This is a genomic window from Pseudomonas imrae (genome assembly GCF_046352735.2).
In the GTDB taxonomy this organism is placed as follows: Bacteria; Pseudomonadota; Gammaproteobacteria; order Pseudomonadales; family Pseudomonadaceae; genus Aquipseudomonas; species Aquipseudomonas imrae.
In genome coordinates this window covers 4334188-4359917 of the sequence record NZ_CP110853.2, presented here as the reverse complement: position 1 = coordinate 4359917, position 25730 = coordinate 4334188, and the positions used below count along the sequence as shown (strand labels likewise).

Genomic DNA, 25730 nt, shown 5'->3' with positions numbered 1-25730 from the left:
CGAATGACGATAGTCTTCGCCGCGATGCCGGATTATCTTGCAGGTCTATTGAAACGACTTTCGGAGGTTGCCCATGAGTGATGCCCACAACGCCCTGATCACCCGTTTCTATGAGGCCTTTCAGCGTCTGGATGCCGAGGCCATGGCGGCCTGCTATACGGACGATGTGGTGTTCAGCGATCCTGCCTTCGGTGAGTTGCACGGGCATGCCGCTGGCGATATGTGGCGTATGCTGACCACACGCGCCAAGGACTTTTCCCTGACCTTTGATACTGTGCGCAGTGACGAGTCCACTGGCAGTGCCCATTGGGTGGCGACTTACCTGTTCGGCGCCACAGGCAACACCGTGGTCAACGATATCCAGGCGCGGTTTGTGTTTCGCGACGCCAGGATTTGCGAACACCATGATCACTTCGACCTGTGGCGCTGGTCTCGCCAGGCCCTGGGCACCAAAGGCCTATTGCTGGGCTGGACGCCGTTAGTGCGCAATGCGGTGCGGGTCCAGGCCTTGAAAGGGTTGAAGGCGTTTCAGGCCGGTCGTGGATAAGAGGGAGATCCGTTGCGTTTGCCAGAACACCTTGTGAACAATCCGCTTGAACCCGTCGCGCCGAAGCCTTGGTTTGTCTATCTGGTTCGCGCGGCCAATGGCTCGTTGTATTGCGGGATCAGCAATGACCCGGTACGCCGCTTTGCCTCTCACCAGAGCGGCAAGGGCGCGCGCTTTTTTCTCTCAAGCCCTGCGGTGGCGCTGGTCTATACCGAAGCCTGCCCCAGCAAGAGTGAAGCGCTGCGCCAGGAACGCCTGATCAAGAAGCTCAAGAAAAGCGCCAAGGAGTGCCTGGTGGCCAGTGCATCATCACGCTGATTGATAAATGCCCATCAGGCGTACGGGTAGGCCACGATGTATTGGCGCGTTAAGCTGCACGCCCACCCATCAAGCGGATGCCAGTATGTCTGAGTTGATTCTTCATCATTACCCTGCATCACCGTTTGCACAAAAGGCTCGCCTGTTGCTGGGCTTCAAGGGCCTGTCCTGGCGCTCGGTGCATATCCCACCGATGATGCCTAAGCCGGACCTGACGGCCTTGACTGGTGGCTACCGCAAAACCCCGGTATTGCAGATTGGCGCCGATATCTATTGCGATACCGCACTCATCGCTCGCCGCCTGGAACAGCAACAACCAACACCGACCCTGTTTCCCGCACAACAGGCAATGATCGCGCAGGCGTTTGCCGGTTGGGCCGATTCCGTGGTGTTCGCCCATGCGGTCAGCCTGGTGTTCCAACCTGAGTCGGTGGCGGTACGTTTTGCCAAGCTGCCCCCGGAAGCGCTCAAGGCGTTTATCGCCGACCGTACGGGCCTGTTCAGCGGCGGCAGCGCAACACGCGTACCGTTGGCGCTGGCGCAGCATCAATGGCCGACAATCATGGCACGCCTGGAGCAACAGTTGCAGGAGCAGCCAGGCGGCTTTCTGTTCGGTGAGCCGTGCATTGCTGACTTTGCCATGGCGCACCCCTTGTGGTTCCTCAAGGCGACGCCGGTGACCGCACCTTTGGTCGATGCCTATCCTGGCGTTGCGGCATGGTTGGCCCGGGTACTGGACTTCGGGCAGGGCTCCGCCAGCGAAATGAGCGCCGAACAAGCGCTGGAGGTGGCTCGAAACGCCACGCCCGCCGCTTTGCCCCGGGACATGTTCGAAGACCCGAATGGCTTCAAGGCGGGCCAGCAGGTGACGATTGCCGCGATTGACTACGGGATTGATCCTGTGGCGGGAGAGTTGCTGTTTGCCGGTCGCGAAGAGCTGATCCTGCGTCGTAGCGATGAGCACGGCGGTACGGTGCATGTGCATTTCCCGCGCCTGGGGTTTCGCATCGACTAAGGCAACCGCTGTTGCTGTTTTAGCGCAGTGTCGATTGCCTCCGGATTGTAATCGCGCAGCAGCGTGCCATTCACATCGGCAAATGGAATCCCGCCGCCGCCCAGGGCTGTGTAGGCCTTGCGGCCCTCGGCGTCTTTGTCGATATCGATCGTGGTGTAGGGAACGCCTTTCTGATCGAGAAAACGCTGGATCTGTTTGCAGTACCCACACCAGTCTGTGGTGTACAGCGTGACCCGAGCGTTGGCGCGGACCTGCTCGGTTGCCACTCCGGAAGGGTTGAACAAACGCTCGATCTTGCCCCAGTTCTGGATAACGACCACCACCAGCAACACCAGCAGGACTTTCTTCAGGACCCCGCCGAGCATCAGTTGCGGCGCTTGAGCTGGTCGGTCAGTTGCGTCGGCAGACCCTTGATGATCAGCGTGCCGGCTGCTTCGTCGTATTCGATCTTGTCACCCAGCAGGTGCGCTTCGAAACTGATGGACAGGCCTTCGGCGCGCCCGGTGAAGCGGCGGAACTGGTTGAGGGTGCGCTTATCCGCCGGAATCTCCGGCGACAGGCCGTAATCCTTGTTGCGGATATGGTCGTAGAAGGCTTTCGGCCGATCTTCGTCAATCAGCCCCGACAGCTCTTCCAGGCCCATCGGCTCACCGAGCTTGGCCTGGCTGCTGGCATAGTCCACCAGGGTCTTGGTTTTCTCGCGGGCGGATTCGTCCGGCAGATCTTCGCTTTCGACGAAGTCACTGAAGGCCTTGAGCAAGGTGCGGGTTTCACCCGGACCGTCGACGCCTTCCTGGCAGCCGATAAAGTCGCGGAAGTATTCCGAGACCTTCTTGCCGTTCTTGCCCTTGATAAACGAAATGTACTGCTTCGATTGTTTGTTGTTCTGCCACTCGGAGATATTGATCCGTGCGGCCAGGTGCAACTGCCCCAGATCCAGGTGACGCGAGGGCGTCACATCCAGTTGATCGGTCACCGCCACGCCTTCACTGTGGTGCAGCAGGGCGATGGCCAGGTAGTCGGTCATGCCTTGCTGATAGTGGGCAAACAACACGTGGCCACCGACAGAAAGGTTGGACTCTTCCATCAGCTTTTGCAGATGTTCAACGGCAATCCGGCTGAATGCCGTGAAGTCCTTGCCGCCGTCGAAATACTCCTTCAACCAGCCGCTGAACGGGTGCGCGCCGGACTCGGCATGGAACAAGCCCCATGCCTTGCCTTGTTTGGCGTTATAGCTCTCGTTGAGGTCGGCAAGCATGTTCTCGATGGCCGCCGACTCGGCAAGTTCGGAGTCGCGGGCATGGAGAACTGCAGGTGTGCCGTCGGGTTTTTTGTCGATCAGGTGGACAATGCAATGACGGATCGGCATGGGCTTCTCGGCTGGTTGAATGGGAGCAGCGCAGCTCCCCGGAAAAAGTCGCCAGTGTACCGCACCCGTTGGTCGTAGAGGGTCTGATGGGCAGTTTGGCTGCCTTCCGACGGCCCATATGGGGTTTTTTCACGTTTTAGAGCGATAAAGCTGACCAAATGGGTAGCTAGAGGCGGATATTTCCCCGTCTCTGTGCTAGTTTTGCCCCGTCTTACGCGAAGTCTCAGCGTTAAGCGTGCATTCAGCATTTGTCAGGTCGAACCAAACCCCGTTTCTGGTATCTATAACCCCGATCTCTCGTGGTTATGGCCAGGGGTGCCAGACCATGACGGTCGGGCTCGATAGCTGACACTGCACTCTGCAATCCAAATGAATTTGATAGGGAAGGAACACCACAATGGCTATTACTAAAGACCAACTGATCGCTGACTTGGCTGAAGCTGTAGACGCACCTAAAACCACCGTGCGTGCTCTGCTGGACCAACTGGGCCAAATCGTTGCTGATCAGCTGGAAAATGGCGGCGAAATCACTCTGCCAGGCGTTGGCAAATTGAAAGTGACTGAGCGTCCTGCCCGTACTGGCCGTAATCCGTCGACTGGCGCAGCCATCGAAATCGCTGCCAAGAAAGTGATCAAGCTGGTTGTGGCCAAAGGCCTGACCGACTCGGTCAACAAGTAAGACGCAGCAAAAAAACCGTGCTCCGGAGCGATCCGGGCACGGTTTTTTGTTGCCTGCGATTTATCAGTCGCGAACCCAGCGCTGACGCCAGATCTGCTGTTCGTTCTTGGTCTGGAAGGTCCAGGCGACAAAGCGGCTTTGCTTCTGGCCTTGGGACATTTCCACCACTTGGCTTTCCAGCGCGCCGGCTTTTTTCAGGGCTGTCTCGATCGCGGGCAAGTTTGACGCTTTCGACACCAGGGTGCTGAACCACAACACCTTGTGGGCAAAGTGCGCGCTCTCAGCAATAAGCTGTGTCACAAAACGCACTTCGCCGCCTTCACACCACAACTCAGCCGACTGGCCACCAAAGTTCAGCACCGGCAACTTGCGCTTGGGATCGGCTTTGCCCAGGGCGCGCCATTTACGCTCGCTGCCTTTGGTGGCTTCGTCCATGGAGGCGTGGAACGGTGGGTTGCACATCGTCAGGTCAAAGCGCTCACCCGGCTCCAACAGGCCCAGCAGGATGTGCTTGGGGTTGGCTTGCAAGCGCAACTGGATGACCTTGCTCAGGTCGTTGGACTGCACGATCGCCTTGGCCGCGGCCACGGCGGTCGGGTCGACTTCCGAGCCGAGGAAGTTCCAGCGGTACTCCATGTAGCCAATCAGCGGGTAGACACAGTTGGCGCCCATACCGATGTCCAGCACTTTGACGATCGAACCCCGCGGAATCTTGCCTTCATTGGTGCTGGCCAGCAGATCGGCGAGGAAGTGTACATAGTCCGCGCGTCCTGGTACCGGTGGGCACAGGTAATCTGCCGGGATATCCCAATGCTGGATGCCATAGAACGATTTGAGCAACGCCCGGTTGAACACCCGCACCGCATCGGGGCTGGCGAAGTCGATGCTTTCCTTGCCATACGGGTTGATGATCACGAATTGCGCCAGTTCCGGTGTGGTCTTGATCAGCGCCGGGAAGTCGTAACGGCCCGTGTGGCGGTTGCGCGGGTGCAGGGTGGCCTCTTTGCGCAGTGCGACGGGTTTGGCCGTGGCTGCGGTTTTAGGCTTCTTGCGCGGAGGTTTAGGTGTGCTGGGGGCGGTCATGTTGATTCTGGTGTTGGCTCAAAGTGACGTGCATTGTCACACATCTTGATGAGCACAACTCGTTCAAATGTGGGAGCTGGCTTGCCTGCGATGCAGGCGACGCGGTGTAACTACCAAGCCCGGGTGATGCCATCGCAGGCAAGCCAGATCCCACACTGATTGGGTTTTCAAGCAGAAAAAAGAGGCCCGGACAGACTGTGTAAAGGCCCCTTTTCCTACACGGTGCCCACCTTACAGGCTGGAAATCCGCGCATGTTGCTCTGCCAGCTTGCCCAAAGCCTGTTCAGCTTCAGCCAGTTTGGCGCGCTCTTTGTCGATGACTTCGGCCGGCGCCTTGTCGACGAAGGCGGCGTTGGACAGCTTGCCACCCACTCGCTGTACTTCGCCTTGCAGACGCAGGATTTCCTTGTCGAGACGGGCCAGTTCCGCGCCCTTGTCGATCAGGCCGGCCATCGGCACCAGCACTTCCATCTCGCCGACCAGTGCGGTGGCGGACAGCGGTGCTTCGGCGTCTTCGGCCAATACAGTAATCGACTCCAGCTTCGCCAGCTTCTTGAGCAGTGCATCGTTCTCAGTGAGACGGCGCAGGTCTTCGGCACTGGCATTCTTCACGAACACGGCCAACGGCTTGCCCGGCCCGATGTTCATTTCGGCGCGGATGTTGCGCGTGCCGAGCATCAGGGTCTTGAGCCATTCGATATCGCTTTCGGCGGCTTCATCGATGCGTGATTCATTGGCCACCGGCCAAGGCTGCAGCATGATGGTCTTGCCTTCGATACCAGCCAGCGGCGCCAGGCGCTGCCAGATTTCTTCGGTGATGAACGGCATGAACGGATGTGCCAGGCGCAACGCCACTTCCAACACGCGCACCAGGGTGCGACGGGTGCCGCGCTGGCGTTCAACCGGCGCGTTTTCGTCCCACAGCACCGGCTTGGACAGTTCCAGGTACCAGTCGCAATACTGGTTCCAGATGAACTCGTACAAGGCCTGCGCCGCGAGGTCGAAACGGAACTGGTCGAGCTGGCGGGTCACTTCGGCTTCGGTACGTTGCAGCTGCGAGATGATCCAGCGGTCGGCCAGGCTCAGCTCATAGGCTTCGCCGTTCTGGCCGCAGTCTTCGCCCTTATCCAGCACGTAGCGCGCGGCGTTCCAGATCTTGTTGCAGAAGTTGCGATAGCCTTCGACGCGGCCCATGTCGAACTTGATGTCGCGACCGGTGGATGCCAGGGAGCAGAAGGTAAAGCGCAGGGCATCGGTGCCGTAGCTGGCGATGCCATCGGCGAATTCGTCGCGGGTCTGCTTTTCGATCTTCTTCGCCAGTTTCGGCTGCATCAGGCCCGAGGTGCGTTTCTGCACCAGGGTTTCCAGGTCGATGCCGTCGATGATGTCCAGCGGGTCGAGGACGTTGCCCTTGGACTTGGACATCTTCTGGCCCTGGCCATCACGCACCAGGCCGTGTACGTACACGGTCTTGAACGGAACCTGCGGCGTGCCGTCCTCGTTCTTCACCAGATGCATGGTGAGCATGATCATCCGGGCAACCCAGAAGAAAATGATGTCGAAGCCGGTAACCAGCACGTCAGTGGAGTGGAATTTCTTCAGGAACTCGGTCTGCTGTGGCCAGCCCAGGGTCGAGAAGGTCCACAGGCCGGAGCTGAACCAGGTGTCCAGCACATCGTTGTCTTGTTGTAGCGCAACATCCGGGCCCAGGTTGTGCTTGGCACGCACTTGGGCTTCGTCGCGGCCTACATAGACTTTGCCCGACTCGTCGTACCAGGCCGGGATCCGGTGGCCCCACCACAGCTGACGGCTGATGCACCAGTCCTGGATGTCGCGCATCCACGAGAAGTACATGTTTTCGTACTGCTTGGGCACGAACTGGATACGACCATCTTCCACGGCGGCAATCGCAGGCTCGGCCAGCGGCTTGGTGGACACGTACCACTGGTCGGTCAGCCACGGCTCGATTACGGTGCCGGAACGGTCGCCCTTCGGCACTTTCAGGCCGTGGTCGTCGACGCTCACCAGCAAACCGGCGGCGTCGAACGCGGCCACGATCTGCTTGCGTGCTTCGAAACGGTCGAGGCCGGCGTATTCGGCCGGGATCTTGCTGTCGATGCTGTCGTTCAGCGTGCCGTCCAGGTTGAACACCTGGCAGGCCGGCAATACGGCGGCGTTCTTGTCGAAGATGTTCAGTAGCGGCAGGTTGTGGCGCTTGCCGACTTCGTAGTCGTTGAAGTCGTGGGCCGGGGTGATTTTCACGCAGCCGGTGCCGAACTCGGGGTCGCAGTAGTCGTCCGCGATGATCGGGATGCGGCGGCCAACCAGCGGCAGCTCGACAAACTTGCCGATCAGCGCCTGGTAGCGCTCGTCGTTCGGGTTAACGGCGACGGCGGCGTCGCCGAGCATGGTTTCCGGACGGGTGGTGGCGACGATCAGGTAATCGTTGCCCTCGGCGGTCTTGGCGCTGTCAGCCAGCGGGTACTTGAGGTTCCACAGGAAGCCTTTCTCGTCGTGGTTTTCCACTTCGAGGTCGGAAATCGCCGTGTGCAACTTGGTGTCCCAGTTGACCAGGCGCTTGCCGCGGTAGATCAGGCCGTCTTCATGCAGGCGCACGAAGGCTTCTTTAACGGCTTCCGACAGCCCGTCGTCCATGGTGAAGCGCTCGCGGCTCCAGTCGACGGACGAGCCGAGGCGGCGAATCTGACGGCTGATATTGCCGCCGGACTGGTCTTTCCATTCCCAGACTTTCTCGAGGAATTTCTCGCGACCCAGGTCATGACGGTTCTGGCCGGTGGCTTCGAGTTGGCGCTCCACCAGCATCTGCGTGGCGATACCGGCGTGGTCGGTACCCGGCTGCCACAGGGTGTCTCGACCCTGCATGCGGCGGAAACGGATCAGCGCATCCATGATCGCGTTGTTGAAGCCATGGCCCATGTGCAGGCTGCCAGTGACGTTCGGTGGCGGGATCATGATGGTGTAGGAATCGCCCGCGCCTTGCGGGGCGAAATAATTCTCGGACTCCCAGGTGTTGTACCAGGAAGTTTCAATGGCGTGCGGCTGGTAGGTCTTATCCATGCGCGGCGGGACCCTAGTTGGCATTAATTCAGGAAAGCCGGCAAGTATAACGGGGATAGCGGGCTGCGCGTAGAGCGAGGTGCCGAAGGGGGACCGAAATTTGCGTCACCCTGAAGGTTTCAGGCATGTAGATGCGTCGCCGCCGCGAGCTACAAATAACACCTACGTCTGCGAGAACTCGGAACTGAGGCAATTCTGGACAAGGAGACTGCCGCAAACGCAATCGGCTGAGGACTGTGAAGCTTTACTACTGGAAGGCGCGAGCCTGGAAATGGTCATGGGGTAATAGCAATAAAACCTTTGAATATCCGATCAAGCTTGGGGTTTGAAATTTCCATCAGCAAAAATATAAAAACTATGATTCTTCAGGTTGTTATATTAGTGAGGTTTTTATAAAAGGACGGAGCCTCACAAGAGGCTCCTATATAAAAAATGATAAATCGGTTGATCACGAAACTTTTACAGGTCTGCTAGGGAACCACTGCGGCCTATAGATAGGCATGAGGATTTCTTTGGTCGAACTGTCCATGTAGCCTGATTTTCTTACAGTGAAGTAGCGCTTTTGTGCATAAGTATTTTTAATTTGGGTGCTTAGTGAGTATTTTTGAGCCTCTATAAGAATTTCAGCCACTTCCTCAGGTTCATGAGCTGCTGTGAGGGGCTGAATAAAGCCCTTGACTGGCCTCCTTGTAAGCTTCGAAAATTGAGCCGCGAACGAATTGGGCCCCTCTGAAGAGTGACACATAAGTAAACGAATAGTATCGTATTGATCAAAGTCGACGCCTCGATGGATCAGCTCAGAGTATAATTTTTTAGCGTTCCACACAGTTTCTGTTCCGAATAATTCAAGGGTGCCGGGAGTTTTAGGTATTTTTATGTCCCTTCCTAAAATGGTTATTGGTTTGATTTGGCGATTTATAAAGATGTTGAATTCACCAGGGTTAACTTCAATGCCGTGCCCGGCGATATTAAGACGACGCCCTTTGTTGTAAGTATCTTCAAACATGTAAGTGCTGTCTTGAATGTGGGCGATCTCTTTCATCGTGCCACCAAGTTCAACGTTAGCTCGCGCCCGTGGGTTTTGGGTAACCCAGCTCCTCGCCTTTAGCGCTCGCGCTTTAAGTAGCTTGCTAACGCAGTGGAGTTTCACGGTAGTACGCAGGACGCGCAAAGCTTGAGCGCCCGCGCGAGCGCCGCTTACGATTGCTGCCCCTATTTTCGCGATGCCCCCGGCGAAGAGATCGAGCATGCTCACCCCAAGTGATACCCAGCCGAGTGCTTGCGACAGGGCCGGGTTGCTTTGTTGAAGTGCCAGGGACGCGGCTCCCGTGGCAAATGCTGCCGTTCCAACTGTGAGGAGAATCGCGGCCAGCAACCCCCCGGACGCGATTGATCCGATAATTGCCAGAGCAAAAAACACTCCCAGCAGCGCCCATTCCCACCACTCTGCCGGTTCGTGGTAGGGAGGGGCCGTATCCCGGATCATGTCGTCAAGCGAAGTCAGGCTCATGGCTTCGTCACGGCGGCTCATCATGATATGCCCGCTTGGGTCATGCCAGTTCACCGGATCTCTGCCGGCACAATACGCCCTGTCGTTAAGCCCGCCAGCTCCAAACGGGCTTAGGTTATCGCCTTGATAAAACGCCTGGTGCCTTGGGTCATATACCCGGTAGCCGTGCCCGGGGTGGTAGCTCCCGGTGATCGGATCGACACATTGGCTGTTATAGCCCATGCCGCTTTTCATAGCATTCAATCCCGCCAGTGGCGCTTCGCCCCATGGCGTAAAATTGACCGATCGGCTCTGCCATTCTCCCTGGCTGTTCAGCGAAAACTCTTCGCCACCGCCATGTTGGGGGTCTGGCATGATAAATAAGATTGCGGTGGTTTCGCTTGCGCCCAGACCTTCGCGCATGTGCACTGCCAGGCCGGCTTCTTCATCCAGAGCACGACGTCTGATAGTTTGTCCTTGCGCATCCAGCCACACTTCACCGCACAACTGGTCATTGCTGTATTGCAATATCCTGCGTTCTTGCTTCGCTTCATCCCACTGTGCCGCCAGACGCCCTTCTTCATCATATTCATAGGAGGCAAGCAAGGCCGCGGTTTCTGGAGCGTAGACGGATTGCAACTGGCCGGTGGCGGTGTAGGTGAGTGTCTGTTTCTGCTGATTGGTCGTCAGGTTGCCGTTAGAGTCATAATCCAATGTTGTTGTTACTGTGCCAGATGCGTTACTGACACTAACCTTTGTGCGCCAAGTGGGTTGGGTATTGTTTTCATAACTGTAAGTTCGCGTTTCAATTTCACCCCCCACAAAGGTGGAGGTACAGGTCAGAAGATTACCTATTGCATCATAGGTATAGGCCTGATCGATGAGGGGCTCGCCATTTACATCCAGAACGTCGTAGCCGTCGACAGTGTCAACGGACCAGGCTTTCAGTTCGTCGCGCCCACCGTCCCCTGTCGTGTAATACTCGAATGTTTCCGTTCTGGTAGCCGTGCTTTCCCCGTCTCGATACCATGCCTTGGTTAATAGTTGCCCAATAGAAGACCAAGTCTGTACGTATCGGCTCCTGACCTTATCGTCCAGCCGATAAGTACGCTGCGCTTCCCTGCCGAACGCGTCGTAAACATAATCCACCGTCTGTTTTCGCCCCGTGCCCATGTCCTGTACGGTCACCTGCTCGCACTCCCCCTGTGCGCCATATCGATAACGGTATTCCAGACGGCCACGTCGTACCCGAGTACGGCGGTTTTGTGTATCCGTCCAGGCACGGGTTGCAATCCCACTGGGGTGCAGCACATCGGCTATCTCACCCCGCAGGGAGTGTCGACTGCGCCGCGTCTGTGAGAAACCACGTATTACTCGATCAGTGCGATAGAGCCCCAGGAGTTGTGGATACACGCTCGAATAGGTGATCGTGCTTTGGGGAGCGTCTGGTGTTGCTGGGCGGTTGGCATGCATTGCTCGGGTCAACGTGTTGTAACTGAAGACACCCAGCAACCTGCCAGGGCTTTTACTAGGTGACGTTGTTTTTTTTTCATACCAGGCAACGGTATTGCCGTCATCACTGTGTATGGCGTAGACCCGAGTGTTGTCTGGCCTGACATATCCTGTGTCATCAAACGTGTATTGCTGGGTTGAGCCAGCCGCTCCCACAGTCAGAGCGCTAATCTTGTCTCCCTGATTGCCGTCGCCGTGCAAGCGCCGTTGCCCCAGTACCTTCGTCTCGCCGCTTTGGGCCTTCACGCTGATGTGGGTGGGGATGCTGCTGAGTCCCTGGTATGCCCATTCGACCACTGTCCCGTCAGGAGCATTGATCTGGCTGCGGCGGCCCAGTTCGTCATAGGCTGTATCCCATTGACGCGCTTTTTCGTTGCCGGGCAGTATTTCTGTAACGCGGGTGCGTTGACCCCTGGCATTAACGAACGCTTCAGTCGAAAAGCCCGTGTCGACTGCTGCTTTGCTGTCGGCGTCCCAGCGCTTATATATCTGCTTGAGCGTTACCTGGCCGTTATGATGATTGCGCTGCGTCATCTCCAAGGCGTTCTGCGGCCCCTTGAGCAGGGTGCCCGTCAGGGTTTCGGTGGTCAGGGTCTGGCTATCCGCTTCATTTTTCGTGGCGCTATTTTCTGCCTGCCAGAACCAGTCTCCAAGCTTGTCCGACAGACGGATGCCGTTATTGCTCAGGCGCAGGCCTCCCGGCAGATAGTCATATACGCGCTGCTGTACAACCTCTCCATCCACGCCATAAATGACCTCCTGCAAGCACACGTAGTTGCTTTGAGCGTGATCAGTGCCGGCGGTACGCTGAAGTTCCCAGCGTATCGGGCGCTGCAGGCCGTCATATCTCACCTGTCCACAACGACCGTCTGGCCCGATAGTCCTGATTAAGGGGCCATTGTCATCGTCTATCCACGCAAATGTCTGGAGAGGTTGGCCACCATCTGGTGCCGTACCCTGTAAAAAGCGGTTTAAGTCGTATGGAGACTTAATGCTGCTGAGCAGCCGGTCGCGGGCATCATAGGTGTGATGCACCATGTTTATTGGCTGGCCCAGTTCATCCTGTTGGGTTTCGCGTAAGACCTGCCCGCTGCGGGCTGACCGGATCTGTTGGGAAAGGATGGATGTAAATGTGCTGTTCTTGATTTTTAATGTGGTTTCACTTTTCGCATGCAATGTCCCAGCGGTCGAATCAGCGGTTAAGGTCTCTACCAGCACGCGGGTTTGACGGGCGCTGTTGTCTTTGTACCAAACGGTGGTGGTTGTCACGGTTTTGAGAGCATCACCGCTGTCGCTACGTACAACTTGCTGCAGGCTCACTGACAACCCTGTGCGCCCTGGCGCCATGGTTACGATCCAAGGCTCCTCGCTTGTATCCACGGCGACGCCTTCCAGGCTCAAAACAGTGTCTGGAGTCAGCACGCCCTGCTGGTTTTTTGTTGCTTGCGCGTAGCCGTACAGGGTGAGTGTTGCCTGCGACACACTGTTGTCAGGGAACCTCAGATACTGACACTGGCCCATCAACGGCGGCTGTTCGGTATCAGGTATTTGTGCGCATCTCAGCTTGACGGCGTCCGATAGCAGCGTTGCGTCTTCCAGCTTTAGAGCCTCTAGCAGGCTCTCGACCTTGGGGACTTTATTGTCGGTAGTGTCAGGGTAATAGCACAGAAATGTAGTCTGGCCATCGTCAGTCACGATTTGTTGTGGCAGCCCCAGTACCACGTCATAGGTCATGGTGGTGGTTTCAATCGCGGCTGTGCTTTCGGTTATCTGACTCATGACTGACTCTCCTCGGTGGTGACCGGGGCCACCTGCAAACCTTCAGTTGTCACGGTGGTTTTGATGGGTTGAGTCGCCCAGCGGTACTGCGCAGTGATGCTGCTACCTTGAACTTCGTCGGGGTATTCCATTTGCGTGGTCGTACGGGAGTATGCCGGGGTCTCTTCAATCGTTTCCGTCAGTACGGGATAACCATTCTTCAGCGTCCACGTGCGACGGGTGAACGGGCCGCCCAGGTCGTCGCCGTTATCCAGCGTTTGCGTGGAGGTAAATGTACTGCCATCTTCTTGGGCTAAATTGTTGATGCCTCGCCATTGCCAGGTGTGGCTGATCGCTGGCTGACCCGCGCCAGGCACCAGGGTATGGCGTGCTACCCGTGACAAAGGAATGAGACTGCTACTTTCGGTGTCCCACGTTTTCCAGGTTGATGCATAGCTCACCACCTCCAGTGAGCCGTCCTCCTCCGCCACCGAGTTCAGCACTCGGTCCAGTACGGGTTCACCGCAGTAGCCGAACACGACGGTTTGGGTTGGCGCAGCGTCGTTCTTTCCCTTGCGGGTCAGCGTGGTCAACAGGCAATCCTGGATCTCAAGCTTGACGCTGTATTCCTCTCCCGTATCTGGCCAGACCCTGAACGTGCTTTCGTATTTTCCGGTGGCGACGGGGGCTTCGTGGGTCGCGGTCAGTAAGGTGATGCTGCCGTCTTTAATTGCGTTTAGCTGAATGTGTCCCTCTTTGCCTGTCCACTCCAGTGTCAGTGTCCCGCCCAGTGGCGAAGTGATAATGGACGGTACAAGTATCAGGGCCTTGCGGTTGATATCGGATTTAAGTTTGGCGACTTCTTTGAGTTGTTTATCGATACCGTCAATGTCGTTACGCGACATTCCAGCTTCTTTGAGCCACTGTTCGAGGTTTTCCTTAATTTTATCCAGTTTGTTCGAAAATGCTTTTTTATAATTCTCGCTGGGCTCTCTTCTGTCGAATATCTGAGGCTCGGTCAGTACTTCTCGTCGTCCGGAAGGAAACGTTACGGTGAGTTGTGCAAGTTCCTCGAATGTGCCTTGCGCGTTGGACAATGAAATGCCGTTGATACGCAGCGAATTTGTGCCTTTGGCGCCAGTGATGTGATCGGAGCTTAATGTCACGGTTTGCCCGTTGCTCAGTGTCAGTCGATGCAAACGGTTGTCATAGGATGAAAAACGTAAGGCCCAGCCGTCTCCCTGCCCGCCTTCGTTGGCGCGTGTAGCCGAGTAGTGCAGCCTGAGGTCGATTTCCGGGCCTTTGCCGGCAAGACCGCGGATGACGCCTATGGGGTAATGGGCATGGAACAGTCCCGTTCTGGGATCGACACCGTTCTCGGTGGCGCCAGTGACATCATATACTTCCGACCCCAGGGTATTGGCATAGTCGGCGCAGAGTGAGTCAGCGGGGGTAAAGGCTTTTCCGGTGAACGGTGGGTTGATGGTCAGCGCGGTGGGTGCTGCTGCGACGATGCCTGCCTCGCTGATGTAGCTGGCGCTGGCTATGGAGAGGTCTTGGGGTATGGCTACATTGGCGGGGATATGCAGGTAGAGACCGTTATTAACCCGGTGTTTGCTTGTGCCATAGCGGTCGTTTCTGTTGTCGTTGTTTTCCGCTACTGCATTTCTGTGATTGAGGATTTCTTCAGTTGACGACGACTGGTAGAAGGCAAACTGAATGCCAAGATTAGAGGCCTCGGGCGATAGTTTTAGCGTCAGGGTGAGGCGGGAGGGATCTGAGATTTTGATTAGTATTTTTAATGTTTGATCCAAGTTGATTGATTCGAAGGTGTCAAGATGTTTAATGGTCTCAACTAATGCTTCTCTTCTTGGGTCCTTTGAGTCCTTAAGAAAATCACGTAAGACGATAAGTAGGTCGCAAGTTTGTTTTATAATCTCTAAAGGGGGCGGTGCGCTTGTTGTTGCGATTGCCTCTGTGATGCCAAGATTTTTCAATAAATCGAGGGAGATAAGTTTCTCTGCTTCGGACATATTTGTTATAGATAGCTTGTGTAGGGATTTTATCTCGCGGGATATGTTGGAAGCTGTATTCTCTATTTGAAATTCTGTTCTTTGTGTTCTTTCAAGAAGTAGGCTGTCGATGATTTCTCCTGTGATGAGTTTCTTGTGTAGATTTACTAGTTTTAGTTGTTGTGACAGCAGCGTGTGAAGTTTGGAGAGTTTTCTGAGGGTGGACAGTAGTGTGATAATGTTATTGTTTAGGGTGTTTGCATTGAGAATTTTCAATGTCATGCTTTTCTTTGAGCATGTTACGCAATCTTCAATCCAGAATGGCACTGGCAGGCCTAAATCCCAGATGTCGGCTTCTTGGCTAGGGGCGTCAATTCTAGATAGTCGAGAAGCTGAAAGCGCGGAGACATTAGAAGATGGTAATGTGGTGCCAAAAATAGGATTAAGGCTAATGTTTCTTGGTAAGCTATTAAGGAATATCGAGTGAAGTAGATCTTTTCTGTTGTCATCATCTTGCAGTATGTTGTCTTTAAGGTCTGCATAAAGTTTTACGGGTTTTTCATAATCTGTTGCGCTGATGGATGTATCCCCCCATGATAATAGTTTGTCAAAGTATGCCTCTTCTGGGAAGGACCGGTTTTCAGAGTTTCCAGTAAATCCTTTTACAATACCTATTGTTAAAATTTCCTCGCATACAAGTGTGTCTCTGCGAAATGTAATCTGCGTACTTAATGGCAACGGCTCCGCTCTTTTTTCAACTGTTATCGCCATGCTGGGCTCAGCCGTCAAAACCATCCCCGTTTCCGGTGGGAGCCACAGTGTCCAACGGCCTATCTGCACATCAGTATCGGTGGGCACGGCTGGCTGGGCAGTCGATTCTCCGAACCACACAAACGGTACATCCGGGGTGAGGTTCGCCTTGAGAAAGTTGCACAGTGCTATTACCCAAGCATCTTTTGTAGCCTTGCTGGTATCTTCCGGCTGAAATGATCGGGAAATCACGGTATCGCCATTCCATCGATCACTTAGCCGGATCGTGACACCTTCTTTATAGTCATCATATAGCTCGCCCAGAGACAGCGGTTTTCCTTCAAGTGTTTCCAGTGCTTGTGCATGGGCAGAGCTGATACCTGGCAACCCCAGCGTCACCACTCTGATGGGAAGGCCTATTACCCATAAGGTTTGGTTATCCTCGCCCATTTTCACGTAGCGTCCCAATGCACTGGTGCGTAGTGCCTCAGTAAGGGCGGCCAGGCATGTTGCGCTATCGGTATCCGTGATGGTGTAGCGAAACGGAGAGCCTGGCAGTTGCGTGTCGGAATAGCGGTCATAAACAAATATTTGAATAACTTCATCTAAATTGGCGGTGAACTGCTGCAGTGATCCATGGTTTTGCCAAGTAACAGTGTCCAGTTCTACGGATAAGTCTGAATTCTGGGGGATCCATAGCGCATTGCCTGTTTCCATTGGGGAGATGTTTATTTCGAGCGTGTCCAATACCCCTGCGCGTAACATTCCATAACTGTCTTCGGGGTGTGTATTTTTATCATTAACCTGCTGGCATAATATTTTCGACCAGTTTTTTGTTGGTGTGTTATTTGATTGTGGTGTGAATAGATGAGTTTCATATAGTCGCAAGCTGGTTCTATCGCGCACTTGTATGGCCGCACTTTCGTCTGCAGTTAATTTGGTTTCCGGGATCGGTAGGGCGGCAACTTGATTGGCAATAAATGGAGCGGAGGTAAATGCACGGCAACCATTGTCATAATGCCAGAAGCGATTGACTTGGGTTTTCTCTGTCGACGACATACGGGAAAAATGATATGAGGTTGGACTGCCTGTTGGGTAGACTTCTAACGCTCCGTTGTCAGCGAGGTTTCCTGCGAGTAATCGCCTTGAGCTTTCTTCAGGTATGATCACCGAGTTAATGGCTCTCAGGAACTCCGCTGGCCATTTGGCCATGTCTCGATGATTTGGTTCGCTGGCGGTAAACGAAATGCGCGACATGATACGTCCGTCGCTTTCTCTCACTGCCCAGGCATGGATGTGTTCTTTGTCATTCAAAGCCCGATCCGACAAGATATAACTGGGGCTTCTCCATATATGTTCGCCTGCGCCGATACTGTCTTCCTCGATACCGATCATGGAAGGTAAAGTGTCATTCGAGCCTTGATAAATCATTTTTTTGTACTCCTGTTGTACATAGGGCTCCTGATCGACTCACGTAAATATCCGACTTTGAAATTGTCTTATCTACTGTCAGAGTTAACAGGTCGCTTCATGCCAAAAGTATTGATTTCTCCATTCGACTTGGTTGAGTCTCGCCAATAATGGGTTTCATGAGCGCTCGTAAGGGGCGGGGAGTCACCTGTGGGCTGTCCAATTAACTCATCAGTTTTCAGGAGCGGCGTCCGTGACAGTCAGGGTGACCGATGTCCAATCAGAAACATCCAGGTCAGCAGCGTCATATTCAGCCATGCTGAGTGTGGTCTGGGGGGTGTAAAGGTCTCGGCCCAGTAGCACCTGCCAATCACCGTTTTGATCGGCATATGCCGTATCAAATGAACCGGCCTCGCCATCAAAATAGACGCGCACGGTGGCATAGGCAGTGGCCTTGCCCTGAAGCAGAGGGCGCAAGGTGTCGACGGTGGTTGGGCTGGTAAGCGTCGGAGCGCTGCCCGCTGGAAGGGCGGTACTCGCGATCGTTAGGGTGACTTCTGTCCAGTCAGAAGCCACTGCGCCAGCAGCGGTGTATTCAGCCAGGCCGAGTGGGGTCTGGGGGGGGTATAGGTCTTGGGTCAGTGGCAGTTGCCAATCGCCGTTTTCGTTAGCTTGCGGGCTACCAAATAACACGGCTCCACCTTTTAGATAGACGCGCACAAGGGCATAGGCAGCGGCCTTGCCCTGAAGCAGAGGGCGCAAGGTGTCGACGGTGGTTGGGCTGGTAAGCGTCGGAGCGCTGCCCGCTGGAAGGGCGGTACTCGCGATCGTTAGGGTGACTTCTGTCCAGTCAGAAGCCACTGCGCCAGCAGCGGTGTATTCAGCCAGGCCGAGTGGGGTCTGGGGGGGGTATAGGTCTTGGGTCAGTGGCAGTTGCCAATCGCCGTTTTCGTTAGCTTGCGGGCTACCAAATAACACGGCTCCACCTTTTAGATAGACGCGCACAAGGGCATAGGCAGCGGCCTTGCCCTGAAGCAGAGGGCGCAAGGTGTCGACGGTGGTTGGGCTGGTAAGCGTCGGAGCGCTGCCCGCTGGAAGTGCGGTACTCGCGATCGTCAGGGTGACCTCTGTCCAGTCAGAAGCCACTGCGCCAGCAGCGGTGTATTCAGCCAGGCCGAGTGGGGTCTGGGGGGGGTATAGGTCTTGGGTCAGTGGCAGTTGCCAATCGCCGTTTTCGTTAGCTTGCGGGCTACCAAATAACACGGCTCCACCTTTTAGATAGACGCGCACAAGGGCATAGGCAGCGGCCTTGCCCTGAAGCAGAGGGCGCAAGGTGTCGACGGTGGTTGGGCTGGTAACCGTCGGAGCGCTGCCGGAGGGATAGAATTCCAGGTCGAATGCATATTCTTCGCTTCCCTCGTCGTAGGCAGATATTGAGTACAGAGAATCTGGAGGCAGCTCTTTGTCGGACCTGACCAACCAATAGCCGTCTATGTCGGCTCTTGCATGAGCCAGAATTTCATTGGGTGCGTTGCTTTTGCACACGATTACTTTTGCGAAGGGGGATGACGTCCCATTAAAAATGGGATTCTGTTTGGGAGGTAAGCTAACAATGGGAGGGAAGAGAGTGGGGGCGGCCATAACATCTTCTCTGAGCTGAGGTGTGTTATGGCACGATGGTCCGAGCTGTGCATTTCATCTACTGTCAGAAATAGCAGTAGCGACAAGCGGTCTAGGACGGTGGGCCGCTCATTGCGCTATACGCTACAGAAAGAAAAGCTTCGGCTTTGTCGAGGTCGCGACGGCAGCAAATCGAAAACCGCCCCTCTCAGGTCTGATACTGACTCAACAACCGCTCCATCCGCGCATCCAGCCGGCGCTTGATCTCGGTTTCGATATGCGGCGCAAAATCGTCGATCACATCTTGCATGATCAATTGCGCAGCGGCGCGCAGCTCGTTGTCCAGGTGCAACAACAAGGCGTCCGGCGCTTTTTCGGCGGCAGGTTCTGCCGGTGCGACCTTGTTGGCCGGCGGCTCGACAGGCGTGGCGACGGCTGGCTGGTCTCCGACCCTGTCGAACAGCAGGGGGATTTGTTCGTCGCCGGTGACGGTATCGGTCAGCAGTGGCGGTTGCAGGTTTTCATCGCCGAGCAACTGACGGATCGACTCAAGGTCATCCAGCAGGTGGTCAGACGTTTTGATCGGGTTTGGAGTGTCCATCGTGGGCTCAGAGTCGCTGTAATCGGTGATCTTGCAGAGAATAGCCCTGTTCGCGGTAGAAACGGAAACTCTCCCGCGCGGCCTGACGAATTGCCGGGTCCTCCACCACCACTTCGGCCACGCGGGCGAAGCTCTTGGCGAAAGGCGGTACTTTCAGGTCCAGGTTGACCAGCAGGTCATGGTGATCGCCACAGTTGTCGCCCAAGCCCAGCACCACAACGCCGTCTGGTTCCGATTCTGCGGGACCGTGGGGCACGAAGCTTTCACCCTTGAAGCGCCAGAGGCGGGCGTCGAGCTCTTCACGCTGGGCGGCATCGCTGCAGTGCAGATAGATGCGATGCCCCATGCGCCAGGCTTTTTCGCTGAGTTTGCAGGCAAAGTCCAGGCGGGCCGAGGGATCGGCGCTGGGCAGGATATAGAAATCGACTTGAGTCATTGAGCTACCTCAAAACCTGTAGGAGCGAGCTTGCTCGCGAAAAACGCCAGGACGACGCGTTCATCCAGAATGACCGCGTCATCGTTAACGACCTTCGCGAGCAAGCTCGCTCCTACAGTAGTGCGCGGTCGTCGCTTAGGCTTTGGCGCGATCCAACAGGTACTGGGTCAGCAGAGGCACCGGGCGGCCGGTTGCGCCCTTGTCCTTGCCGCCGCTGGTCCAGGCGGTGCCGGCGATATCCAGGTGGGCCCAGTTGAAGTTCTTGGCAAAGCGCGACAGGAAGCAGGCCGCAGTGATAGTGCCGGCTTTCGGGCCGCCGATGTTGGCGATGTCGGCGAACGGGCTGTCCAGTTGCTCCTGGTATTCGTCGAACAGCGGCAGTTGCCAGGCGCGGTCGTCGGCTTGCTTGCCGGCGCTGAGCAGTTGTTCGATCAGTTCATCGTTGTTGCCCAACAGGCCAGAGGTATGAGCGCCCAGGGCGACCACGCAGGCGCCGGTCAGGGTGGCAATGTCGATCACCGCTTGCGGTTTGAAACGTTCGGCGTAGGTCAGTGCGTCGCACAGCACCAGGCGGCCTTCGGCGTCGGTGTTGAGGATTTCCACGGTCTGGCCGCTCATCGTGGTGACGATGTCGCCCGGGCGGGCAGCGCCGCCGCTCGGCATGTTCTCGGCGCAGGCCAGGATGCACACCAGGTTGATCGGCAGCTTGAGCTCGAGCACGGCGCGCAGGGTGCCGAAGACGCTGGCGGCGCCGCCCATGTCGTACTTCATCTCATCCATTCCGGCGCCCGGCTTGAGGCTGATGCCGCCGGTGTCGAAGGTGATGCCTTTACCTACCAGGGCAAATGGTTTCTCGGACTTCTTGCCGCCGTTGTACTGCATGACGATCAGGCGTGGCGGCTGGTCGCTGCCCTGGCCCACGGCATAGAACGAGCCCATGCCCAGTTCCTTGATCTTCTTTTCATCCAGGATTTCGACTTTCAGGCCCTTGAACTCCTTGCCCAGCGCCTTGGCTTGCTCACCAAGGAAAGTGGGGTGGCAGATGTTCGGTGGCAGGTTGCCCAAATCGCGGGTGAACGCCATGCCGCCAGCGATTGCCTGGGCGTGAGTCACGGCACGCTCAACCTCTGCCTGCGCGGCCTTGATGGTCAGCAGGGTGACTTTCTTCAGGGCGCGGGGCTCGGCTTTCTGGCTTTTGAATTGATCGAAAGTGTATTCGCCATCGGCCAGGGTTTCTGCCAGCAGGCGGGTCTTGCCATAGCTGTCACGGCCCTTGACCACGATTTCGTCGAGTGCCAGCGCGGCGTCGCTGCCGCCCAGGCCCTTGAGGGTGTTGAGGACGGCGCTGATGATCTTGCGCAACGTACGGTCGCCCAGTTCGGCATCCTTGCCCACGCCCACCAGCAATACGCGGTCGGCTTTGAGGTTGGGCAGGTTGTGCAGCAGAAGACTTTGGCCGACCTTGCCGGCCAGGTCGCCACGCTTGAGCACCGCGCTGATGGCGCCACCGCTCAGTTCGTCGATTTGCCTGGCGGCGGCGCCGAGCTTGCGGCCTTCGCCGACAGCGACCACGAGGGTGGCGGTTTTCAACGTTTCGGGGCTAACGCTTTTTACAACCAATTCCATTTTCGGGTCCCTTATATAAGGTCAAAAAGCCTGGAGTCTGTACCCCGGCCTATAAGCATGGTCGCCTGTGGGCAGCCTGCGACAAAGCCCGCAGTTTGAACCTCGCCGCCCGAGCCTGACAACCCTTGCGGGCAGCTTTGTACATGCGTATGAGTAAGCTCCGTGACAGGCGCACCCAATCACAGGATAATGCGCCATCTTTTTAGTCGACCCTTGCCACAGGTTCGGCTTGATCTGCTTGCTTGTTTGGCCACTTTAGCCTGACAACCCTGGAGTGTCTGGTTTGATTGTCTTCCGTTATCTGTCCCGCGAAGTCCTGTTGACCCTGAGTGCCGTGAGTGCGGTGTTGCTGGTCATCATCATGAGTGGTCGTTTCGTCAAATACCTGGCCCAGGCCGCTTCCGGTGCCCTGGATCCGGGGTCGTTGTTCCTGATCATGGGGTTTCGCCTGCCAGGCTTCCTGCAACTGATCCTGCCGCTGGGCCTGTTCCTGGGGATCTTGCTGGCTTATGGCCGGCTTTACCTTGAAAGCGAGATGACCGTGCTGTCGGCCACTGGCATGAGCCAGCAACGACTGCTGGGCATGACCATGATCCCGGCCACGTGCGTCGCGCTGCTGGTGGCCTGGTTGAGTTTGAGCCTGGCCCCCCAGGGCGCCATGCAGTTTCAGCTGGTGCTCAACAAACAGGACGCGATGACCGAGTTCGATACCCTGGAACCGGGTCGCTTCCAGGCGCTCAACGACGGTACACGGGTGACCTACACCGAGCAGTTGTCCGATGACCGGGCTAACCTGAGCGGCGTCTTCATTTCCGAGAAGCGCCTGAGCCAGGACAAGAAAGACCGCGGTATTTCCGTACTCGTGGCCGAAGGCGGTCGCCAGGAAGTGCGCCCGGATGGCAGCCGCTACCTGATCCTGGAAAACGGCTATCGCTATGACGGCAACCCCGGCCAGGCTGACTACCGTGCCATTAAGTACGATACCTATGGCGTGATGCTGCAGCGGCCGGAAGTCAGTAACGAGGTCACCGACCGTGACGCTATCCCAACCCTGGATCTTTTCGGCAGCAAGGAGCTGCGCTCCATTGCCGAGCTGCAATGGCGGCTCTCGTTGCCGTTGCTGGTGTTCATTGTCACGTTGATGGCCGTTCCGCTGTCCCGTGTCAATCCACGCCAGGGCCGTTTCCTCAAGCTGTTGCCGGCCATCTTGCTGTACATGGCCTACCTGACCATTCTCATTTCGGCACGGGGCTCGTTGGAGAAAGGCAAGCTATCGCCCGTTCTGGGGTTGTGGTGGGTCCACGGGGTCTTTCTGATGATTGGCCTGGGCCTGCTTTACTGGGAACCGATTCGCTTGAAAATGCAGAGCCGTCGCGGCATGAAGGAGCTGGCTCGTGGGTAAGTTGGATCGCTACATCGGCAGCAGTGTACTGGTCGCCATCCTGGCGGTTCTGGGCATTATCCTGGGCCTGGCCTCGTTGTTTGCCTTTATTGATGAAGTGGGCAATGTCAGCAACACCTACACCGTGACGGACGTCTTGAGTTATGTGGCGCTTACGGCGCCCCGTCGTCTCTACGACATGATGCCGATGGCGGCGCTGATCGGTTGCCTGATCGGCCTGGGCAGCCTGGCCAGCAACAGTGAGCTGACCATCATGCGTGCGGCGGGTGTTTCGATTGGCCGTATCGTCTGGGCGGTCATGAAACCGATGCTGTTGTTGATGGCTGCGAGCGTGTTGATCGGCGAATACGTGGCACCACCGGCCGAAACCACGGCCCAGGCCAACCGTGCGCTGGCCCAGGGCTCCGGCAGCGCGCAAAGCTCCAGGCATGGTCTATGGCACCGTCAAGGGGATGAGTTCATCCATATCAACGCGGTGCAACCTGGTGGCCTGTTGGTCGGTGTCACTCGATATCGCTTCGATAAAGAACGGCACATGTTGTCTTCCAGCTTCGCCAGGCGTGCGCAGTTTGCCGACAACCAGTGGCAGTTGAGCAACGTGACTACCACGTACTTCCACAACCCTGGCAAGGGCACCGAGGCGAGTACCGAGGTGGTCAATGAGCGAACGCAAATCTGGGACATCGCTCTCAAGCCAGAACTGCTCAATACAGTGGTGATGATCCCGGAAAGCCTGCCGATCTCCGGTTTGTGGAGCTATATCCACTACCTCAAGGATCAGGGCCTGAACAATGGCCGTTACTGGCTGGCGTTTTGGGTCAAGGTGTTGCAGCCGGTGGTCACGGCGGCGTTGGTGCTGATGGCGATTTCGTTCATTTTCGGCCCGCTGCGCTCTGTAACCCTGGGGCAGCGAGTATTTACCGGTGTGTTGGTGGGATTCACCTTTCGCATCGCCCAGGATTTGCTGGGGCCCTCGAGCCTGGTATTTGGCTTTTCGCCGCTGTTTGCGGTGCTGGTGCCGACCGGTATCTGCGCCCTGGCCGGGTTCTGGCTGCTGCGCCGGGCCGGTTGAACCGCGACCTATGAACACAAAATGCCCCGTTCGCCAGATCGGGGCATTTTGTTATTGGTCGGCAAGGATGACGTCTGGCCTGAGCATCAGGTACAATTCCCGGCTATTTTTCAGCGGGCAGTCTGCCTGCAGCCTTTTTGAGTGTTGATCCGTGAGTGATTTGAGTCATATCCGCAATTTCTCCATCATCGCCCACATTGACCATGGCAAGTCGACGCTGGCCGATCGATTCATCCAGATGTGCGGTGGCCTTGCCGAGCGTGAAATGGAAGCCCAGGTACTGGACTCCATGGACCTCGAGCGCGAGCGCGGGATCACCATCAAGGCCCACAGCGTTACCCTGTACTACACCGCCAAAGACGGTATCAAGTACCAACTGAACTTCATTGACACCCCCGGCCACGTTGACTTCACCTACGAAGTCAGCCGCTCGCTGGCCGCCTGTGAGGGTGCATTGTTGGTGGTCGACGCAGGCCAGGGCGTTGAAGCGCAGTCCGTGGCCAACTGCTACACCGCGATCGAGCAAGGCCTCGAGGTCATGCCGGTACTGAATAAAATCGACTTGCCACAGGCCGATCCAGACCGCGTAAAAGAAGAAATCGAAAAAATCATTGGCATTGACGCCACCGACGCCGTCGAGTGCAGCGCCAAGACCGGACTGGGCGTCGACGAAGTGCTCGAGCGCCTGGTCAAGACCATTCCTGCCCCAACCGGCAACATCGAAGATCCGCTGCAAGCGTTGATCATCGACTCCTGGTTCGACAATTACCTGGGCGTCGTGTCCCTGGTACGCGTGCGCCATGGCCGAGTGAAGAAGGGCGACAAGATCCTGGTCAAATCCACCGGCAAGATCCACCTGGTGGACAGCGTCGGCGTATTCAACCCGAAACACACCGCCACCACCGATCTGAAAGCCGGTGAAGTGGGCTTCATCATCGCCGGTATCAAGGACATTCACGGTGCCCCGGTGGGTGACACCCTGACTCTGAGCTCCACCCCCGATGTCGACGTGCTGCCAGGCTTCAAGCGTATCCAGCCGCAGGTCTACGCCGGCCTGTTCCCGGTCAGCTCCGATGACTTCGAGGACTTCCGCGAAGCCCTGCAAAAACTGACCCTCAACGACTCGTCGTTGCAGTACACGCCAGAGAGCTCCGACGCCTTGGGCTTCGGCTTCCGCTGTGGGTTCCTCGGCATGCTGCACATGGAAATCATCCAGGAGCGCCTCGAGCGCGAATACGACCTGGACCTGATCACCACTGCCCCAACGGTAATTTTCGAGCTGGCGCTGAAGACCGGTGAGACGATTTACGTCGATAACCCGTCCAAGCTTCCGGACCTGTCGTCGATAGAAGACATGCGCGAGCCGATCGTGCGGGCCAATATTCTTGTGCCGCAAGAACACTTGGGCAACGTCATCACCCTGTGTATCGAAAAGCGTGGCGTGCAGCACGACATGTTGTTCCTCGGCACCCAGGTGCAGGTGACCTACGATTTACCGATGAACGAAGTGGTCCTGGACTTCTTCGACCGTCTCAAATCCACCAGTCGCGGCTATGCTTCGCTGGACTACCATTTCGACCGCTATCAATCGGCCAATCTGGTGAAACTGGACGTGTTGATCAACGGTGACAAGGTCGACGCCCTGGCGCTGATCGTGCATAAGGACAACGCGCACTACAAAGGTCGCCAGTTGACCGAGAAGATGAAGGAACTGATTCCGCGCCAGATGTTCGACGTCGCGATCCAGGCCGCCATTGGCGGGCAGATCATTGCGCGGACCTCCGTCAAGGCTCTCAGAAAGAACGTACTGGCCAAATGCTACGGTGGCGACGTCAGCCGTAAGCGCAAGCTGCTTGAGAAGCAAAAGGCCGGTAAAAAACGCATGAAGCAAGTGGGCAACGTGGAAATTCCACAAGAAGCCTTCCTTGCGGTGCTCAGGTTGGATAGTTAGGT

General features: G+C 56.5%; 17 protein-coding genes. 7 read left to right on the top strand and 10 right to left on the bottom strand.

Features of this window, described 5'->3' with window-relative positions:
* The first annotated feature begins 73 nt into the window (after positions 1–73).
* The 3 genes from OQ460_RS19730 (at position 74) to OQ460_RS19720 (ending at position 1880) form a co-directional block, all read left to right on the top strand.
* Positions 74–547, top strand: coding sequence for a nuclear transport factor 2 family protein (locus OQ460_RS19730; protein ID WP_410019047.1), 474 nt, complete (start codon positions 74–76; stop codon positions 545–547).
* Between the two features lie 33 nt (positions 548–580).
* On the top strand, positions 581–865 hold the full coding sequence (locus OQ460_RS19725) for a GIY-YIG nuclease family protein (protein WP_410019046.1): 285 nt from the start codon (positions 581–583) through the stop codon (positions 863–865).
* An 85-nt stretch (positions 866–950) separates the two neighbouring features.
* Positions 951–1880 (top strand): glutathione S-transferase family protein, encoded by a 930-nt coding sequence (locus OQ460_RS19720; protein ID WP_410019045.1) that lies wholly within the window; start codon positions 951–953, stop codon positions 1878–1880.
* On the opposite strand, the gene OQ460_RS19715 is transcribed toward OQ460_RS19720, so the two are convergent.
* Together OQ460_RS19715 and yejK are read right to left on the bottom strand one after the other, a co-directional pair.
* Positions 1877–2245 carry a glutaredoxin family protein gene (locus OQ460_RS19715; RefSeq protein WP_410019044.1) on the bottom strand — a complete coding sequence of 123 codons (369 nt, stop codon included), beginning with the start codon at positions 2243–2245 and terminating at the stop codon, positions 1877–1879. The two genes, OQ460_RS19720 and OQ460_RS19715, sit on opposite strands and share 4 nt — an antisense overlap.
* Entirely contained in the window at positions 2245–3249 is a 1005-nt protein-coding gene (gene yejK / locus OQ460_RS19710; RefSeq protein WP_410019043.1) for a nucleoid-associated protein YejK, read from the bottom strand. The genes OQ460_RS19715 and yejK overlap by 1 nt, the downstream gene beginning before the upstream one ends.
* Positions 3250–3646: 397 nt before the next feature.
* Here yejK and OQ460_RS19705 point away from each other — a divergent pair, with 397 nt between their 5' ends.
* On the top strand, positions 3647–3928 hold the full coding sequence (locus OQ460_RS19705) for an HU family DNA-binding protein (protein ID WP_155581180.1): 282 nt from the start codon (positions 3647–3649) through the stop codon (positions 3926–3928).
* A 63-nt stretch (positions 3929–3991) separates the two neighbouring features.
* Here the strand turns inward: OQ460_RS19705 and rlmF are convergent, their stop codons facing one another.
* From rlmF to OQ460_RS19665, 8 genes are all read right to left on the bottom strand, one after another.
* Positions 3992–5011: a 23S rRNA (adenine(1618)-N(6))-methyltransferase RlmF gene (gene rlmF / locus OQ460_RS19700; RefSeq protein WP_410019042.1), complete on the bottom strand. Its 1020-nt coding sequence runs from the start codon at positions 5009–5011 to the stop codon at positions 3992–3994.
* A 231-nt stretch (positions 5012–5242) separates the two neighbouring features.
* Entirely contained in the window at positions 5243–8089 is a 2847-nt protein-coding gene (locus OQ460_RS19695; protein WP_410019041.1) for a valine--tRNA ligase, read from the bottom strand.
* 448 nt (positions 8090–8537) lie between these two features.
* Complete coding sequence (locus OQ460_RS19690; protein ID WP_410019040.1) at positions 8538–12869, bottom strand: RHS repeat domain-containing protein; 4332 nt, start codon at positions 12867–12869, stop codon at positions 8538–8540.
* On the bottom strand, positions 12866–17041 hold the full coding sequence (locus OQ460_RS19685; RefSeq protein WP_410019039.1) for a hypothetical protein: 4176 nt from the start codon (positions 17039–17041) through the stop codon (positions 12866–12868). The genes OQ460_RS19690 and OQ460_RS19685 overlap by 4 nt, the downstream gene beginning before the upstream one ends.
* Positions 17042–17251: 210 nt before the next feature.
* The gene (locus tag OQ460_RS19680; protein ID WP_410019038.1) at positions 17252–18661 is read right to left on the bottom strand and encodes a hypothetical protein; all 1410 of its coding nucleotides are present in this window, start codon (positions 18659–18661) and stop codon (positions 17252–17254) included.
* A 187-nt stretch (positions 18662–18848) separates the two neighbouring features.
* Entirely contained in the window at positions 18849–19241 is a 393-nt protein-coding gene (locus OQ460_RS19675; RefSeq protein ID WP_410019037.1) for a DNA polymerase III subunit chi, read from the bottom strand.
* Positions 19242–19248: 7 nt separating this feature from the next.
* The gene (locus tag OQ460_RS19670; RefSeq protein WP_410019036.1) at positions 19249–19677 is read right to left on the bottom strand and encodes a DNA polymerase III subunit chi; all 429 of its coding nucleotides are present in this window, start codon (positions 19675–19677) and stop codon (positions 19249–19251) included.
* Positions 19678–19812: 135 nt separating this feature from the next.
* The gene (locus tag OQ460_RS19665) at positions 19813–21303 is read right to left on the bottom strand and encodes a leucyl aminopeptidase (protein ID WP_410019035.1); all 1491 of its coding nucleotides are present in this window, start codon (positions 21301–21303) and stop codon (positions 19813–19815) included.
* A gap of 283 nt (positions 21304–21586) precedes the next feature.
* Here OQ460_RS19665 and lptF point away from each other — a divergent pair, with 283 nt between their 5' ends.
* The 3 genes from lptF to lepA all read left to right on the top strand — a co-directional run bounded on the left by lptF (position 21587) and on the right by lepA (position 25728).
* On the top strand, positions 21587–22705 hold the full coding sequence (gene lptF, locus OQ460_RS19660; protein WP_410019034.1) for an LPS export ABC transporter permease LptF: 1119 nt from the start codon (positions 21587–21589) through the stop codon (positions 22703–22705).
* Positions 22698–23777 (top strand): LPS export ABC transporter permease LptG, encoded by a 1080-nt coding sequence (lptG, locus tag OQ460_RS19655; protein ID WP_410019033.1) that lies wholly within the window; start codon positions 22698–22700, stop codon positions 23775–23777. Before lptF ends, lptG begins: the two co-directional genes overlap by 8 nt.
* Positions 23778–23928: 151 nt before the next feature.
* Positions 23929–25728: a translation elongation factor 4 gene (lepA, locus tag OQ460_RS19650; protein WP_410019032.1), complete on the top strand. Its 1800-nt coding sequence runs from the start codon at positions 23929–23931 to the stop codon at positions 25726–25728.
* Positions 25729–25730: the final 2 nt, after the last annotated feature.